General features: G+C 63.8%; 12 protein-coding genes. 5 read left to right on the top strand and 7 right to left on the bottom strand.

The features are described from left to right. Nucleotide 1: 1 nt before the first annotated feature. From JQ507_05550 to JQ507_05565, 4 genes are all read right to left on the bottom strand, one after another. On the bottom strand, nucleotides 2-1,012 hold the full coding sequence (locus JQ507_05550; GenBank protein QRI70982.1) for a branched-chain amino acid ABC transporter permease: 1,011 nt from the start codon (nucleotides 1,010-1,012) through the stop codon (nucleotides 2-4). A gap of 122 nt (nucleotides 1,013-1,134) precedes the next feature. Beyond that, nucleotides 1,135-1,953: a helix-turn-helix transcriptional regulator gene (locus JQ507_05555; GenBank protein QRI70983.1), complete on the bottom strand. Its 819-nt coding sequence runs from the start codon at nucleotides 1,951-1,953 to the stop codon at nucleotides 1,135-1,137. A 138-nt stretch (nucleotides 1,954-2,091) separates the two neighbouring features. Continuing rightward, complete coding sequence (locus JQ507_05560; protein QRI70984.1) at nucleotides 2,092-3,342, bottom strand: ABC transporter substrate-binding protein; 1,251 nt, start codon at nucleotides 3,340-3,342, stop codon at nucleotides 2,092-2,094. A 397-nt stretch (nucleotides 3,343-3,739) separates the two neighbouring features. Continuing rightward, nucleotides 3,740-4,513: an SDR family oxidoreductase gene (locus JQ507_05565; protein ID QRI70985.1), complete on the bottom strand. Its 774-nt coding sequence runs from the start codon at nucleotides 4,511-4,513 to the stop codon at nucleotides 3,740-3,742. Between the two features lie 135 nt (nucleotides 4,514-4,648). On the opposite strand from JQ507_05565, the gene JQ507_05570 reads away from it, so the two are divergent. Then, nucleotides 4,649-5,557 (top strand): LysR family transcriptional regulator, encoded by a 909-nt coding sequence (locus JQ507_05570; protein ID QRI70986.1) that lies wholly within the window; start codon nucleotides 4,649-4,651, stop codon nucleotides 5,555-5,557. A 287-nt stretch (nucleotides 5,558-5,844) separates the two neighbouring features. On the opposite strand, the gene JQ507_05575 is transcribed toward JQ507_05570, so the two are convergent. Together JQ507_05575 and JQ507_05580 are read right to left on the bottom strand one after the other, a co-directional pair. Continuing rightward, nucleotides 5,845-8,118 carry a TonB-dependent receptor gene (locus JQ507_05575; GenBank protein ID QRI70987.1) on the bottom strand — a complete coding sequence of 758 codons (2,274 nt, stop codon included), beginning with the start codon at nucleotides 8,116-8,118 and terminating at the stop codon, nucleotides 5,845-5,847. A gap of 147 nt (nucleotides 8,119-8,265) precedes the next feature. Then, on the bottom strand, nucleotides 8,266-8,685 hold the full coding sequence (locus JQ507_05580) for a DUF2946 family protein (protein QRI70988.1): 420 nt from the start codon (nucleotides 8,683-8,685) through the stop codon (nucleotides 8,266-8,268). Between the two features lie 443 nt (nucleotides 8,686-9,128). On the opposite strand from JQ507_05580, the gene JQ507_05585 reads away from it, so the two are divergent. Then, nucleotides 9,129-9,707, top strand: a complete 579-nt coding sequence (locus tag JQ507_05585) for a hypothetical protein (GenBank protein QRI73195.1) — start codon at nucleotides 9,129-9,131, stop codon at nucleotides 9,705-9,707. 91 nt (nucleotides 9,708-9,798) lie between these two features. Continuing rightward, a complete protein-coding gene (locus tag JQ507_05590) occupies nucleotides 9,799-10,572 on the top strand; it encodes an SDR family oxidoreductase (protein ID QRI70989.1) in 774 nt (257 codons plus the stop codon). A 30-nt stretch (nucleotides 10,573-10,602) separates the two neighbouring features. Here the strand turns inward: JQ507_05590 and JQ507_05595 are convergent, their stop codons facing one another. After that, nucleotides 10,603-12,936, bottom strand: coding sequence for a TonB-dependent receptor (locus JQ507_05595; protein QRI73196.1), 2,334 nt, complete (start codon nucleotides 12,934-12,936; stop codon nucleotides 10,603-10,605). 644 nt (nucleotides 12,937-13,580) lie between these two features. On the opposite strand from JQ507_05595, the gene JQ507_05600 reads away from it, so the two are divergent. Together JQ507_05600 and JQ507_05605 are read left to right on the top strand one after the other, a co-directional pair. Next, complete coding sequence (locus JQ507_05600; protein ID QRI70990.1) at nucleotides 13,581-14,210, top strand: response regulator transcription factor; 630 nt, start codon at nucleotides 13,581-13,583, stop codon at nucleotides 14,208-14,210. Nucleotides 14,211-14,575: 365 nt separating this feature from the next. After that, nucleotides 14,576-16,744, top strand: a complete 2,169-nt coding sequence (locus tag JQ507_05605) for a PQQ-dependent dehydrogenase, methanol/ethanol family (protein QRI70991.1) — start codon at nucleotides 14,576-14,578, stop codon at nucleotides 16,742-16,744. Nucleotides 16,745-16,839 lie beyond the last annotated feature (95 nt).

Genomic DNA, 16,839 nt, shown 5'->3' on the forward strand with positions numbered 1-16,839 from the left:
CTCATCGCCTCGCGAGCAGGCCCTGCGGCCGCAGCGCCAGCACCAGCACCATGATCAGGAAGGTGACGACGATGGCGTAGGTCGGGATGTAGACCGAGCCGAGCTGCTCGGCGAGGCCGATGATGACGGCGCCGAGCGCGGCCCCCGGGATCGAGCCCATGCCGCCGACGATGACGACCACGAGGGAGGCGAGCAGGAAGCGGGTATCCTCGCCCGGCGACAGCGACTGGAAGGTGCCGCCGACCACGCCGGCGATGCCGGCGAGACCCGCGCCGAGCGCGAACACCAGCACGAACACCAGCTGGATCCGCACTCCGGTCGCGGCCAGGATGTCGCGGTCGTCGACCCCGGCGCGCACGATCATGCCGATCCGCGTCCGGTTCAGCGCCAGCCACATCGCGATCCCGATCACGACGGAGGCGGCGAAGATCACCAGCCGCACCAGCGGATATTGCAGATAGACCGGCTCGCCGGAGGATTTGATCGCGGTCAGCAGCGGCAGCTGCACCGGGCCGATCAGCCAGCTCGGGGTCTGGACCTGGTAGAAGTCGCCGCCGAACACCCACAGCATCAGATCGGCGAACACGATCGAGAGCCCGATCGTGACCATGGTCTGCCGGAGGTCCTGGCCCTCCATGCGGCGGAACACGGCAAGCTGCAGGATCACGCCGACCAGCGCCACCGCGATGAAGGCAATGATGAAGGCGAGAATCCACGATCCGGTCCAGCTGCTGATGGCGTAGCCGATATAGCCGCCGAACAGATAGAGCGAGCCGTGCGCGAGGTTGACGTTGCGCATCAGGCCGAAGATCAGCGTGAAGCCGCTGGCCACCAGGAAGTAGAGCCCACCGAGCGTGATGCCGTTCAGCACCGCATTGAGGAACACGCGCTTGCGCCCGATCGCGGCTTCAAGTCCCGGCGGCCAGATCGCGAACACCAACCACGCCAGCACCGCGACCGCGATTATCACGATCAGCGCCCAGGCCGGATGGCGTTCGATGAACCTGGCCATGTCAGTCGCGTTCCCTCAGTCGGTCGCGACCGTCTGGCGGGCCGCGTGTCCTTGCATCCTACCGAGGGCAAAAGCGGAGGATTTGATCGAGAGTATCTTTTATCGTCCGGTGCGGAACTCGCTCACGGCCGCAACACCTTGGCGGCGCGGCGATAGTCGGTCGGGGCCATGCCGACATTGGCGGCGAAGAAGCGAGTGAAACCGCTCTGCGAGGAGAAGCCGAGATCGAAGCCGATATCGGCGATCGGCGCTTCGGTCGCGACCAGCGCGTCGAGCGCCTGCTCCATGATCAGCGTGTTCATGTAGAGGTGAGGGGTGACGCCGGTTTGGGTCCGGAACAGCCGATAGAAATGCGGTCGCGACAGCCCGGCCTCGCGCGCGATCGCGTCGAGCTCGATCTCGGCGCCGGGGCTTTCGGACATCAGCCTGATCGATTTACGGACGCGGAAATCGGTCACCGCGGCGGCGGCGGGGGCGCCATCGGCCGCCTGCCAGCTCTCCTCGTAGCAGGAGTCGATCAGCTGCCGGAGCTCGCAATCGAGGCTGCGTAGCGATGGCGCGCCGCACACCAGTGCTGCGGTGCGGCGGATCAATCGGTCGAGCGCCTCGGTGCGCGGAAAGAAGGTGCGGCCGAAGCGCAGGCCCTGCACATTGGCAGGCTGCGGCGTGAACCATTCGGCGTTGACATAGAGCACGAAGAAGATCGCGCCGTGGTCCATGTCGGTCGGCAGGAAATTGTGCGGTTCCCACGGATTGACCGCAACCACGGTGTCGTCCTTGAGCAGCAGGCGCTGCTCCGAGACGTCGATCTGCGCCGGCGTCCCGCCGACATGAAAGATCAGGTGCCCTTCGCGGTGCGCGTGCACGTTGAAGGGGCGGTTCAGCTGATAGACCGTCGCGCGACCGAACCGGCCGTGGAAGACGGCAAGCGCCCTGCTCATGCCTCCCCTCCCGCGGGATGTTCTTGTCTTTTCGACAAGCGTTCATCATCCGCCCGCGGAAAGCAAGGGCGAGCAGGGCCTTCGATGCAACTGCGCGCCTGCGTCACGGCTGGCTTGCTCGCACCTGCAACAAATACGTCAGTACTTCTTGCACTCCGGAACCGTGCGGCTCGGCAGGCCGATCTTGGCGAAAACAGCCGGATCGTAGCCCAGCGTCTGGTTGACGTTCGGGATCACCTTCACGACCTTGGAGAACAGCGCGCCCTTGCCGTCGTCGACCACCTCGGTGACGAAATTGGTGCCGATCGCCTGGCGGTTGGCATCGAGCTTGATCTTGCCGTTCGGTGCGTCGATCTCGATCTTGGCCAGCGCGTCCTTCAGCTTGGCCTGGTTGTTGGAGAGATCGCCATTGACCTGCCGCAGCGCCAGGATCAGCGCCATGGTCGAGCCGTAATAGTTGGTGGCGAGCAGCGACGGACTCGGGAAGCGTTTGCTCTCCGGGAACGAGTCCTGATAGGCCTTCACGAACTTCTGCCAGCCCGGATCCTCCCAGGTATCGGCCTGGCCGCTCGCGGCGATGGTGCCGACCAGCGCGTTCTTGGCGCTGCCCTTCGACGACAGGATGGTCTGATCGATCATGATCGAGCCGCCCATCAGATGCGCCTTGCCGCCGGCCTGCTGGTACTGGTTGAGGAAGTTGACCGCGTCGGCGCCGCCGAGGCCGAGATAGATCGCATCGACATCGTCGGGCAGCGCGGCGATGACGGAGGCGAAGTCCTTGGTGCCGAGCGGCACCCATTGCCGGTTGGTGACCTGGCCGCCGGCGCCGCAGAATTCCAGCACCAGGCCGAACACCTGCGTGTAGATGAAGGAGTAATCCTCGCCGACGGTCGCGATCTTGCGATAGCCCTTGGTCTCATAGGCGTATTTGCCGAGGCCGACCTGCCACTGCGCACCGTCCATGTTGTAGCGGAAGAAGTTCGGCGCCGGATCGACATAGGTCGTCTCCTGCGCGCCGGAAGCGGCATTGACGAAGGTCAGCTCCGGATGGGTCTTGGCAAAATTCTTCACCGCGATGCCTTCGTCGCCGGACAGCGGCGACAGCAGGATCTGCACCTTGTCCTGCTCGATCAGCTTGCGCACCGCGCGCACCGCGGAGTCCGGCGTCGCGTCGGTCGAGGCGACGACGAATTCGAGCTCCTTGTCGCCGATCTTCTTGCCGAGCACGTTGAGCGCGGTCTGGAAGCCGCGCATGCCGTCCTCGCCGAGCACGGTATAGGTGCCTTCGAGCGTTGCGGTGACGCCGACCTTGATCTTCTCCTGGGCGAACGCCGTGCCTGAAAGCAACAGGCTGCTCAACGCAATCAGTCCCAAACTGCCCTTCAACATCGTTCTCCTCCCTCTGTGTTGTCGCCGGCGTCCATCTGGCCTGACGGAGATGGGCGTCCGGTTGTTGGCGGCAAAGCTAGCCGACAGGAGGCGCGGCGCGGATGTCGTCGCGGCGGGGTGGCTTAACGGGCAGTCTCATTTTGATTGTTGCGCCGCAACGAGCTTCGCGGCGCAATGTCGCGGAGTTTTGTTCGGTGTCGTCTTGTTCGATGTCATCACCCGCGAAAGCGAAAGCGGTGATCCAGTATTCCAGAGGCCGTAGTGCTTGAGCTGAGAGGCCGCGGCGTACTGGATCGCCCGGCTCTTGAGCCGGGCGATGACAGCTGCGGCGTCGACACACTTCGCGCTCTCGCAACTCAGAGGGACGGGCGCTCACGCCAGCCCCAATCCACCATTGTCACTTCGTCGTGTAGCCGCCGTTGACCAGAATTGTCTGGCCGGTCATCCACCAGCCCTCCGACACCAGCAAGCGAATCCAGGGCACGATATCCTTGATGTCGGTGAGGCCGGTTTTCGAGAAGCCGGACAGCGCCGCTGCCGATTTGTGATAGGCGACCGCGTCGGCGCCTTCGGCCGGATAGAAGAACGGCGTGTCCATCGGGCCGGGGCCGATCGCAGTGACCGAGATGCCGCGTGCGCCGAATTCTTTCGAGGCCGCGCGGGTGAAATGCTCGACCGGCGCCTTGGTGCCGGCATAGGCAGCGTAGAACGGCGTGTAGGCGCCGAGCAGCGACGTTACCAGCGTGCAGATTTTGCCGTTGTCGTTCACGTGACGGCCGGCTTCCTTGAGGAAGAAGAATGCAGACTTGGCGTTGACCGCGCTCATCGCGTCGTATTCCGCCTCCGAGATCTCGACCATCGGCTTCTTCAACACCTTGCCGACGGTGTTGATTGCGATGTCGGGACGGCCGATCGCGGCGACGGCGTCAGTGAACAGCTTCTCCATCGCGCCCGCTGTCGTGAGGTTGGCCTGCAAGGCGACCGCGTTGGCGCCGGCAGCCTTGATCGCGGTGACGGTCGCGTCGGCATCGGCCTTGGTTGCAGCGCTGTTGTAATGGATCGCGATCGCCTTCGCGCCGTGGGCCGCGAGATCGCGCGCGATCAGGCCGCCGAGATTCTTGGCGCCGCCGGCGATGATGACGGTCTTGTCCTTGATGCTGTGGTCGGTCATGACGTCGCTTCTCCAGATCGTGCGGCCACGCCCTACGGCCGCTTTCTGGAGGCAACGATATCGTCTAGGATTTGCCGATAAAGCCGTGCATTCTGACGTCACTTGTCAGAAATGGCGAACAATCGGGGCCCGATCTTGGACCGCATCGATCTCTTCCGCATCTTCGCCCGCGTCGTCGAATGCGCGAGCTTTACCCGGGCGGCGGACACGCTGGGGCTGCCGCGCTCGTCGGTCTCGTCAGCCGTCGCGGCGCTGGAGCAGCGCGTCGGCGCCCGGCTGCTGCATCGCACGACACGAAAAGTGTCACCGACGCATGATGGCGCGGCGTTCTACGAACGGTGCCTGCGCGTCGTTGCCGACGTCGAGGAAGCTGAGACCCTGTTCCTCCATACCGCCGCCGAACCGTCGGGCCGGCTCAGGGTCGACGTGCCCGGGCGGATCGGCCGCCTGATCATCGCGCCGGCGCTGCCGGCCTTCCTCGATCGCTATCCGCAGATCGACATCGATCTCGGCGTCACCGATCGCGCCATCAATCTGATCGAGGACTCCGCCGATTGCGTGGTGCGCGTCGGCCCGCTCGGTGATTCCGGTCTGATCGCGCGGCCACTCGGCAACCTCACGCTGATCAACGTCGCGAGCGCGAGATATCTCGCGCGCCACGGCACGCCGCAGACGCCGGATGATCTCGGCGCGCATTGGGCGGTCAACTACGCCTCGCCATCCACCGGACGGATCGAGGAGTGGGAATGGCGCGAGCAGGGCGCGGCACGCAGCATCGCAATGCGCGGTCGCGTCACCGTCAACAGCGCGGAGGCCTATATCGCGTGCTGCATTGCCGGCCTCGGCCTGATCCAGATTCCCGCCTACGACGTGAAGCGGCACCTCGATGCCGGCGAGCTCGTCGAGGTGATGCCGCAGCACCGCGCCATGCCGATGCCGATGACCTTGCTCTATCCGCACCGCCAGCATCTGTCGCGGCGGCTGCAGGTGTTTGCCGATTGGCTGACGGCACTGTTGAAGGAGAAGTTGCTTGTCGCCGGCTAGAGCTTTTGCGTGGTGCCGGCCTGGCGGCCGCGGCGCGTCATCGCCTGTTGTTGGCGGCGCGGCTCGCGGCAGTCCTTGTCGCGCGCTTCACCTCGACCTTGGGTTGAACGTATCGAGATAATTGATCTCCATTTCAGTTGTCTCCATTCGGCTTGCAACGGGCTTACCCGGTGCAACGTGTTCGATGAACCCGACATGGTCAGGCACATTGCTCGGTAAAATGCAAAGATTGATCTCGAGCAATACTTTCAGTGCTCCACGTACCGCCCGCTTGGTGGTCGGCGGCGTCAGAACTTCTGCGTGATGCCGGCATAGACGCCGCGGCGCGGGCCGTATTGCGCGGCGAAGACGCCGATGCCGGAGCCGTCGCGGATCTGGTAGACGGTGTCGAACAGGTTGACGACGTCGAGGCGCAGCGTTGTCGGCTTGTTCGGCGCGACGATGTTGAAGTCGTGCGAGACGCCGACGTTGACCTGCGAATAGGGCGGCACCGTGCCGGTGTTGGCAAAGCCGTCGCGCAGGCCTGAGCCGTAGATCAGCGACGCGCTGAACTTGGTGTCGTGCCATTGATACCAGCCGCCCACCGATGCGGTCACCGCCTGGGCATGATCGGTGTTGACGTAGTTGTTGGCGATGTAGGCCAGTTTGTCCGGATCAAACAGATACTGGTTCGACACGACGTTGGTGGCGACCTGCCTGGCGATGGCGACATTGCCGTAGAGATGCAGATTGTCGTGGTCGTATCTCGCCGTCAACTCGACGCCTTCATTGGTGCCTTTCGCATAGTTGAAGGCGGTCAGCACATAGGCCTGGCCGAACTGGCCGTCGTCGAGCAGGTCGGTCGCGATCTTGTAATAGGCGTCCATGCCGACTTCGAGGCCGGGGATCGCATAGACCTTTTGTGTGACACCGATATCAAACACATGCGAGCGCTCCGGCAGCACGGGATCATTGGTTGATGTCGCCGGCTGCGCCGTCGTGTTCTGCACCAGCGAGAGGTTGGTCGGCGCCGCCAGCACCTGCTCGGGCGGCGTGAAGTTGCGCGCATAGCCGGCATGGAAGGTCGTGCCCTCGATAGGCTTCCAGGTCAGGCTGACCCGGGGGCTGAGCTGGTTGGCGTCGACATATTGCCACATCTGGTCGAAGCGCAGGCCGGCATTGAGCGTCAGCTGGTTGGTGACCTTCCATTCGTCGGCGATGTAGGTGGAGAACAAATATCCGGTCTTGGCGTTGGAATCGAACACGGAGAATGGTGCGTCGATCGGGTTGCCGGCATCGTCGAGCGGCAGCACGGTCGAACCATTATTGACCAGCGAGCGCTCGGCGCTGAACGACATGCCGAACTTCAGCGTGTGCGCGAAGCCCAGCCTGTAGGACGTGTCTTCCTGGATTCCGTTGACAAAGCTCTGACGATACACGTCCGAAGCTACCCCGTTGAACAGGAGATCGCCGACCGGATCCGGCGTGAAGTGCAACTGGCTGTAGCGGTTGAAATAGGCGACCTGGTAGTCGAAGCCGTCGCCCGACTTCTGATAGGCCACGACGTTGAACTGGTTGAACTCGCGCTGCCGCTCGTTGAGCAGCGCGGAATCGAAGTTGGAGACGCCGTAGGCGGTGAAGGCCGGCGGCTGGCCGGGATTGTTCGGGATCTGGTAGTTGCCGTTGGAGACGCCGCCGATATAGGTCAGCCGGCTGGTCGGATCGATCGCCGTCGAGACATAGGCAAAGCCTTTCTCCTGATCGGTGCGGTCGTGGATCGCGTTATAGGCCGGCGTCGGGTTCTCGATGCCGACATTGCTGCCGAAATAGCGGCCCGAGATGTAGTACTGGGTTTGTCCGACCGTGCCGCCATAGTCGACGCTGGTGGTGAAGTTGCCATGGCTGCCGCCATAGACGCTGATGCTGCCGGAGTTGTTGAAGGCATCTGGCTTGGTCTGGATGTCGAGCACGCCGGCGGTGCGCAACCCGTACTGCGCCGGCAACGCGCCGGTGATCAGCGCCATGCTGCCGACGATTCCGGTGTCGATGATCTGGCCGAAGGCGCCAACGCCGTCCGGCAGCATGATCCCGTTGATGCGGTATTGCAGGTTGGCGTGCTCGTTGCGCACATGCAGTTCGCCGCTGGCGGCCGAATCCTGCGAGACTCCGGGCGCCTGCAGCAGCGCCTTGTCTAGCGTGGTGTTGGTTCCCTGCGGCAAGGACTGCAGGAACTGCTGGCTCATCTGGTAGGTGTTGGCGCCGGTCGGCGCCAGCAGGGTGGCGCGAGCCTGGTCGAGCCGCGTATTCTGGCTCGCGACGGCTCGGGCTTGAGCCTGCTCGGGAGATTCCGGGGTTGCCGAGACCGCGCCGGTTCGTCGCGCACGGTGATTGGTTCCGGTCGCAACGCGCGTCTTCGGCTTCTTCGGCCCTGACGGCGTGGCGTGGCCTTGCGGCGCCGTCACCGTGATGTCCGGAAGGGTGCTGGTCGGCGCCGTTGTCTGCGCGAATGCGGCGCCGCCATGCATCCCGCAGAACAGAAGCGAAGCCGCGCCGGCGGCGTGTCGTCGGATGTTTCCTGACATATTGGTTCCCGATCTCATGAGGCGGCCATCCGGATCCTTCGAACAGGACGCGGTCGAGCCCGCCGTCGCTGCACGACGGCCAGATTCCCATCGATCAAACGGCAGCCGAGCTAACGGCCGCGTTCGAAGCTCAGTTGTGCTGGGGTGTCAGGAGATCGGAGGCGCGCGCGGCTGATGCTGCAGCCGGCCGATGTCGACCGGCGCCGCATAATTGTCGACGTGCCAAGCGAGCAGCGCTGCGGCATCCGGCAGCTGCAGCGGAGGCAGTGCCGGCGCCGGCATCGCCGAGTTGACCATCGCCACGACGGCGCAGATGGCGCAAAGGTCCGCGGCCTGGTCGGAATCCGGATTCGAGCGCCGCTCGTCGCGCGAGGCGTTCTCGACATGCGCCGCCAGCGAGCTGACGGCGGCCTCGATCGAAGTTTGCGATCGCTGCGCCGATGCGCTGGTCGCCGCCCGCGCCGGCGCAATGGCATGAAAATGCCCGAACGACAGCACGAACTGGATCGACAGCGCCAACAGCGCCAGCCGAGCCCCGTGTCTGATGTTCGAGCGAAACCACTTCATGACGACGCCATTCCGCGTCGAGGGTCACAGGACCGACGGACGGCGCGTGCGACGCGGTGTCGCACATTTTCCAAAACGTGCCAGCCTGTCAATCCGCATTGCTGGGCAGTGCGATCGATTTCCGGGCGATCGGACGAATTTGCAACATCGCGATGGCGCCGGGGACACCGGTCCACGGCTGCGCTCTCATGTGATCTAGTCGAAGTGTGAGGTGATCGTCAGGTTCACGATCATGACCGAAGTGCGTGCCCGGCATCGGCCTTTGACCGTCACAGCGATGACAAAGCGATCGACATCGACGTTCCCGCGACCAGGCCGGACAAGCGATTTCCTGGTCGTGCGGCCCCGCTGGTATTGCCGGCGCCCGGAGGGTATAGTTCGGGCGGATGTGGCGGTCAGGTGGGATGTCCTTCGCAAACAAGATCGGTCTCGCAATCGCAATGTTGCTGCTCTGCCTGAGCGGCCAGCAGGCCAATGCGCAGGCCGGACCCGTGCGCTACTGGACCCCGGGCTCGCTGTTCGGCTTCGGCGGCAGCCTGGCCGATGGCCAGAAGGCCGACACTTACGGCAATTTTCCGAGCTTTGACGCCGCCGCTGCGCAGGGCGCCGACTTCTCCTATCTGAACGGCCGGCCGGACGGCTGGTTCGTCGGCGGCGAAGGCGGCCGCGTCGGCTGGAACGGGCTCGGCCAATCCGCCGCATTCGGCGGGCTCGAATATCAGGGCGCGCAGGTCGGCTACAATTTCAAGGGCGTCGGCAATACGCCGGTGACGTTCTTCGCCGGCTTCGACTCGCTGAAATACAATCCCCCCGGTGCCGGCGGGCCGCTGGCGCCGTTCAGCGGCAATCAAGGTGTCAACGCCGGCTATTCGGCGCGTGCAGGCATCGAGTTCCGCCCGAGCTCGAATGTCAGCCTGTCGTTCGGAGCGAGCTTCACCCAGCAAGGGGCGGAGCGCATGGACAGCGACATTCATTCGCAGCTATTGCCCGGCCAGTCCCCGGTTCTGTTCGGCGGCCGCTAGCGCTTCAGCGCAAGACTGCGGCGCCGCGGTCCTGATTCAACCAACCAGCACCAAGAAGGCCCGAGCTCACGGGCACAGTCAGGATCGAAACATGGACATGCAAGGCAAGATCGCACTCGTCACCGCCGCGGCGTCGGGCGCCGGCCGCGCCGGCGCGCTCATCCTCGCGCGCGAGGGCGCGGCGGTTGCGGTGGTCGACCAGAACGAGGCCGGCGCGAAGGCGGTGGTCGACGAGATCAAAAGAGGCGGCGGGCGCGCGCTGGCGCTGGCCGGCGATCTGCGCGACGACAAGTTTTCGCGTGACATCGTCGCGGCGACCGTCAAGGAATTCGGCGGGCTCGACTGCGTGTGGAACCATCTCGGCATTCCCGGACCGTCCGTGATCGACGATCTGGAGGGCTGGGATCTCAGCGTCGATCTCAACCTGCGCTCGCAGCTGATCACCACCAATGCTGCGCTCGCGCAGATGACGGCGCGGCGCAAGGGCAGCATCCTGTTCACCGCGTCGACCTCGGGCCTGGTCGGCTCGCCGTGGAGCCCGACCTATTCGGCGGCCAAGGCCGGCGTCATCGGCCTGGCGCGGGCGCTCGCCAAGCGCCACGCCAAGGACGGCGTGCGCGTCAATGCGATCTGTCCCGGTGCGATCGACACGCCGATGCTGCGGGTGTTCGTCAACCGGCCCGACCAGCCGGGCCACAATACGGCCGATGCCGAGGAACTGATCAAGGCCGCGGTCACCCGCAACCCGATGGGCCGCGCCGCGCGTCCCGAGGAGATCGCGGAGGTCGCGGTGTTCCTCCTGTCGGACAAGGCGTCGTTCGTCACCGGCATCGCGATGCCGGTCGACGGCGGGACGGTGGCGTAGCGACGCGCGTCCGTTCTTTGGCATGCTCTCCTAAAACTTCGCCCTGATGCCGGCGTAGGCGGCGAGTGGCATGCCGGGCACGAAGGTGCGTGGATCGCTCAGCTGCGCCATCAGGTTGGGGAGACCTCCGGCACTGGTGAAACCGCCGGTCTGGAAGAACGTGCCGCTCAGATAGTAATGCTGGTTGAACACATTGTTGATCAGGCCGAACACCTCGATGTTCTTCGTGATCTGGTATGACGTGTGCAGATTGACGACCGAGTAGGCCGGCACCTTCGGGCTCTGGTTGGTGTCGTCACGGATCAGCCACTGGCTGCCGACGACGTTGACATCGGCGCCGACCTTCCACGCATCGGTGACGTTGTAGTCGACGCCGGCCTTGAAACGATGTGCGGGAATGCCCGGGATGTGGTCACCCGGACTGACGTTGACGAATTCCGCGCCGGCATCGTTGGTCAGGGCATTCGGATTGTTCGGCGAGAACAGCGTGATCGCGCTCCGATAGGTCGCGTCGACATAGGTGTAGTTGGCATAGGCGTTCCAGCGATCGAGACGATAGTCGAGCTTGGCCTCGATGCCCTGCCGCAGGGTCTGCCCGGCGTTCTGGAAGAAGCCGAAATTGTTGACGCCGAGCGGGCTCGCGACCCGGATGATGTCGTCGTCGGACAAGGTGTGGAACACGCCGAGGCCCCAGCTCAGCACACCCGTCTTCGCATCGCGCCCCCAGCCGCCGCGGAGGCCCGCTTCCACGGTGTGCGACACCACCTGCTTCAGCGGCGGATCGGCCACCAGGAAGCTGTCGATCATGCAGGGATGGTTGGGATCGGAGCAGCCGAGTTCCAGCGGCGTCGGCGCACGGTTAGCTTCCGAATAGCCGGCATAGGCGGTGAGGTTCGGCGTGATCTTGAAGGTGCCGCCGATCACCGGGTTGAAGCGCTGGAAGCGGTTGCTGCTGTTGAGCAGGTCGTTGGTGCCGGTCTGGTCCTTCAGATCGATCTGGGCGTAATTGAAGCGCCCGCCGGCGGTCACCGAGAATCTGTTGGTCACGTCGAACGTATCGGTGAGATAGACGCCGGTGTAGGTGTTGGTGGCGCGCAGATCGACCGGGCTGAGGCCTGCGTCGGGCTGGTTGATGAAGACACCGGTGCCGGTCACGAACAGGTTGTTCGGGGCGACCGTTCCGAGTTCGCTGGTCGCCGTGAATTTCGTGTTGCCGTGATCGACGCTAACGCCCATCACGACGTGGTTGTCGTGCCCGAACAGCTGGTCCGAGTTGGTCAACTGGGCTGTGCCGCCGTAGCTGTTAGTCGCGGTCTGGTTGCGGTCCACTTCGCCAAGGAACGCATTGCCCAGCGTGTTCGGAGTCGGCGGGCCGTCCGCTGGACCAAAGATCGGAAGGCCATCGCCGATGCACAAGGTGGTGGGATCGTCGCACGGCTGGACGTTGGTGCCGTTGCCGTCGACATGAGACTGCCGAAAGCCACGGAAGTAGGCGTTGCCCTGGAACGACCAGGTGTCCGAGAAATTGTGACTCAAGGTGGCGTTGACGAAAGCGAGCTGAAGCAGCGTCGATTGCGGCCAGGTGTAGACGCTGGACCAGCGCTGATTGAGCATCTCGACCGGCGTCGCCGCGACGTTGCCGAGCAGATTGCTGGCGCCGGTGAAATTGACGTGAAATTCGGTCTGGTCGTTGCGCGCGCCGACGTCGACATACATCCGGTTGATGTGAGACTGGTTGGCGTAGTCGCGCCAGCCGCGATCATAGGCGGATTCGAATGCCGCGTAGGCGGAGATGTTGTCCCTCTGGCCGCCGGCCTGCACGCTGCCCTGCACACGCCCGTAGGAGCCGCCGAACAGTTCAGCCTCGGAGCCTTGGTAGGTGAAGCCGTTCTTCATCTGGATGCTGAGCGCGCCGCCGATCGCGTTGAGACCGTACACGGGATTGTTGGGAACCAGCGAAACACGGTCGATGGCCTTCTCCGGGATGAAATCCCAGTTGACCACGTCGCCCCAGGATTCGTTGATGCGCACGCCGTTCTGGTAGATCGCGATGCCCTGTGGCGTGCCCTGGACCGGCGAAGCAACGAAGCCGCGGTAGTCGAGATTGCGCTGGAACGGATTGCCGGTCTCGTCCGTGAGCGTGACGCCGGGCAGCTTGCGGTTCACCGAGTCCAGGAAATTGGTCGAGTAGTTGCGGCTGAAATCGTCTGATGTCAGCACCTCGGTGTTCGACGGCACCTTGTCGCGATCGATCAGGCTCGCGTCGCGCTCGGAGGGGCCGGGGACGCCGGTGCCGCCCTCAGGCGCCGCCGCGGTTTGCGCCGGCGCGGCCCGCGTTCGCGCGGTTCGTGAGGTCTGCACCACCGGCTTGGCGGCGGGCTTGATGCTGCGCGTGCCCGACAACGGCGAGGGAGCAATCACGGTGACCGGTGGCAGCTCGGCGGGAGCGGGGGTCTGGGCGTACACGGCGGTCAGCGGCGCAGCAGCTCCGATGGCGGTGAGCACGGCCACGGCGCTGCGCGTGTGGACCGAAGAAGACAGAAACCGCGTTGCCGCACGCAACAACGTATCAGCCATGACGCCCACCCCTTGCCGCGGTTCGTCATTGTCCCCAACGAACCGTTCGCATTCGAGACTGCTGGAGCGATGCCGGCTTGGCAAACAAGATGTGTCCCGGCGGCGCGGGATTCTTTTCCATGGATGATCGGGAAAAATTCCCGATCAGATTCGAGGCGGTAGACGCATTCCAGCAACAGTTGCTCCATCGCATGAATTTTCCTTGCGATACCAACGCGTTGACGGCGTGTCGACGATCGACGTCGGAGCTGCAATCGAGGCGGTCGTGCTGGTGAGCGAGGCGCCGGGCTCCCCTCGCGCGATCAAGTCATGTCCCTGCGCGTCGATTGTATCGACGCCGCAATGCGCATAAGTGTCGCCTGTCCCCGACGTGGCATCCGCCTGTAAATGTCGTTCCAGACTTCAATCCCTAACCGCTGTCCTGAGAACTGATGCGAGTCCTGATCGTCGACGATCATCCGATCGTCATCGCGGCTTGCCAGGCTTTGCTGGCTGACGAGGCCGAAATGACCGTCATGGCCGCCGCGGATGCGGCAAGCGGCCTGGCGTCATTCGCCGCCGATGCCCCGGAGGTCTGTGTCCTCGACATCAATCTGCCGTCGGTGTCTGGCCTCGAGCTCGCGCAGCAGATTCTCGGGAAGGATGCCGAAGCCCGTATCGTCATCTTCAGCATCAATGACGATCCGGTCTTCGTCGCGCGCGCCGTCGACATCGGTGTCAAGGGCTACGTGTCCAAGTCCGGAGATCCCAACGACCTGGTCATTGCCATCCGCGAAGTCGGAAGCGGAGGCACGTTCCTGCCGTCCCGAAGTCGCCGGAATGCGGCATTGATAGACCCGCCGGTTGCGGCCAACCGGCTCGCGCAGATCAGTCCTCGGGAAGCCAGCATCCTTCGTCAGCTCGCGACCGGACGCAGCCTGGCCGAGATCGCGAAACTGATCGGCGTTTCCTACGGCACCGTCGCGAACGACACGGCGATCATGCGACACAAGCTCGGCGTTCGCTCGACAAAGGAATTGGTTCGGCTGGCGGCGGAAATCTCCGCAAAGCTACCGCGCTGAATGAACATGCTGCCGCTCGACAGGCTTCCGAAATTTCGACGGATCGATGCGAACCCGATCAGTCCGAAAAATAGCCCCGCTCTCATAGCTGAGGCGGGGCTAAAGGTTCATTGGGATAAAATCCAGCGCACTGCGCGGGAAGTAGCAAATCGGATCGTACCGTCACGATTGTTTTGATCAACGAGATTGTATCTCGCAGTTTTCGGGAATTATTCCCGATCTGTTTTGGAAAAAATCGAATCTCGCGGCGTCGTGCCTGCGCAAATCATTCGCTTTGCGTGTCGCATCATGCATCGAACTTGAAGTCGCAAAAATGCGCGTCTACGCTCGCGGCAGATCCGTTAGAGATCGCTGGAGGGAAACACATGAAGCGTTTGCTGTCGTTCGAGACTACGCACTGCATTGCAGATCGGAGAAGCCCATCTCCGCGATCGGCCCTCGCGACGATCGCTCTCGCCTCGGTCCTTGGTCTTGCGGTTTTCTGCGGTGCTTCGGCACAGGACGCAACTCCCGACCGCATCAAGGCCGTCACGTCGAAAGTCGACAGCGATTTCATCAAGGCGAATGCGGCGACATCGAAGGATTGGCCGACGATCGGTCTCGATTACGCAGAGACGCGGTTCAGCAAGCTCAACCAGATCAATGCCGGAAACGTGAAGGACCTCGGGCTGGTCTGGAGCTACAATCTCGAATCGTCGCGCGGCGTCGAGGCGACGCCCGTCGTGGTCGACGGCATCATGTATCAGACGGCGTCATGGAGCCTGGTTCACGCGATCGATGCACGCAGCGGCAAGAAGCTCTGGTCGTTCGACCCGGGCGTCGACCGCTCGAAGGGCTACAAGGGTTGCTGCGATGTGGTCAATCGCGGCGTCGCCGTCTACAAGGGCAAGGTGTTCGTTGCCGCCTATGATGGACGCCTGATCGCGCTCGATGCCGCCACCGGCCAGAAGGTCTGGGAAAAGGACACGTTGATCGATCACGATCACTCCTACACCATCACTGGCGCACCGCGCGCCTTCAACGGCAAGGTGGTGATCGGGCAGGGCGGCGCCGAATACGGCGCGCGCGGTTACATCACGGCCTATGACACCGAGACCGGCAACCAGCTCTGGCGCTGGTTCACCGTGCCTGGCGATCCCTCGAAGCCGTTCGAGGACGCCTCGATGGAAGCCGCGGCCAAGACCTGGGACCCGGCCGGCAAATACTGGCTCAATGGCGGCGGCGGCACGCCGTGGGACACCATCACCTACGATCCCGAGCTGAACATGGTCTATGTCGGCACCGGCAACGGCGCGCCGTGGAATCGCAAGATCCGCAGCCCCTCCGGCGGCGACAATCTCTACCTCGCCTCGCTCGTGGCGCTGAATGCCGATACCGGCAAATACATCTGGCACTACCAGGAGACGCCCGGCGACAATTGGGACTACACCTCGACCCAGCCGATGATCCTGGCCGACCTCACGATCGAGGGCGCGCCGCGCAAGGTGATTCTCCATGCGCCGAAGAACGGCTTCTTCTTCGTCGTCGACCGCACCAACGGCAAGTTCATCTCGGCGAAGAATTTCGTCGATGTGAACTGGGCGACCGGCTACGACGCCAATGGACGGCCAATCGAAGTGCCGGCCGCGCGTGGCGATGCGCCCTATGACGCCGTGCCCGGGCCGTATGGTGCCCACAACTGGCATCCGATGTCGTTCAATCCGCAGACCGGCCTCGTCTACCTGCCCGCGCAGAACGTGCCGGTCAATCTGACGCCGGAAAAGTCGTTTGCACAGAATGCCGCGACGCCGGGCAAGTTCGGCGGCACGACCGGCTGGAACGTCGGCTTCGTGCTCAACGGCGAGCCGCCGAAGGCGCCCGCGTTCGGCAAGTTGATCGCGTGGGATCCGGTCAAGCAGAAGGAAGCCTGGAAGGTCGATTATGTGTCGCCGTGGAATGGAGGCACGCTGACCACTGCCGGCAATCTGGTGTTCCAGGGCACCGCCGACGGACGTTTCGTGGCGTACGATGCGACCAGCGGAAAGACGCTGTGGGAGACGCCGACCGGCACCGGCGTGGTCGCCGCGGCATCGACCTACACGATCGACGGCCAGCAATATGTCTCGATCGCGGTCGGCTGGGGCGGCGTGTTCGGCATCGCTACGCGCGCGACCGAGTACCAGAATCCCGGCACGGTCTACACCTTCGCGCTCAACGGCAAGGCCAAGATGCCGGAGTTCGTGAAGTATCAGACCGAAGGCCTGCTGCAGGGCGTGAAGTACGATCCGAAGGACGTGCCCGAAGGCACCGCGCTCTATGTTGCCGCCTGCGCCACCTGTCATGGCGTTCCCGGCGTCGATCGCGGCGGCAATGTCAGAAATCTCGGCTATGTCCCTGCCGAGGAAATCGCCAACCTGAAGGACATCGTCTTCGCCGGGCCGTTCCGCGACCGCGGCATGCCGGATTTCACCGGCAAGCTGACCGAAGCTGACGTGGTGAAGATTCAGGCCTTCATCCAGGGGACCGCGGACGCGATCCGGCCGAAGAGCAAATAGCATGACCTAAACGGATCATGTCGCAAGGAGCACGCACAGCTTGTTTGTGTGCCGTCGGCCTCAGCGCTTCCCTGCGCTGAGGCCGTTGTTTTGAC

The sequence above is a fragment of the Bradyrhizobium sp. PSBB068 genome (assembly GCA_016839165.1).
In the GTDB taxonomy this organism is placed as follows: Bacteria; Pseudomonadota; Alphaproteobacteria; order Rhizobiales; family Xanthobacteraceae; genus Bradyrhizobium.

What these genes read in the sequence shown, in the direction of transcription:
- JQ507_05590 (QRI70989.1), top strand. Translation starts at nt 9,799, where the DNA reads ATGGACATGCAAGGCAAGATCGCACTCGTCACCGCCGCGGCGTCGGGC.
- JQ507_05550 (QRI70982.1), bottom strand. Translation starts at nt 1,012, where the DNA reads ATGGCCAGGTTCATCGAACGCCATCCGGCCTGGGCGCTGATCGTGATA.
- JQ507_05560 (QRI70984.1), bottom strand. Translation starts at nt 3,342, where the DNA reads ATGTTGAAGGGCAGTTTGGGACTGATTGCGTTGAGCAGCCTGTTGCTT.
- JQ507_05580 (QRI70988.1), bottom strand. Translation starts at nt 8,685, where the DNA reads ATGAAGTGGTTTCGCTCGAACATCAGACACGGGGCTCGGCTGGCGCTG.
- JQ507_05600 (QRI70990.1), top strand. Translation starts at nt 13,581, where the DNA reads ATGCGAGTCCTGATCGTCGACGATCATCCGATCGTCATCGCGGCTTGC.
- JQ507_05575 (QRI70987.1), bottom strand. Translation starts at nt 8,118, where the DNA reads ATGTCAGGAAACATCCGACGACACGCCGCCGGCGCGGCTTCGCTTCTG.
- JQ507_05605 (QRI70991.1), top strand. Translation starts at nt 14,576, where the DNA reads ATGAAGCGTTTGCTGTCGTTCGAGACTACGCACTGCATTGCAGATCGG.
- JQ507_05565 (QRI70985.1), bottom strand. Translation starts at nt 4,513, where the DNA reads ATGACCGACCACAGCATCAAGGACAAGACCGTCATCATCGCCGGCGGC.
- JQ507_05555 (QRI70983.1), bottom strand. Translation starts at nt 1,953, where the DNA reads ATGAGCAGGGCGCTTGCCGTCTTCCACGGCCGGTTCGGTCGCGCGACG.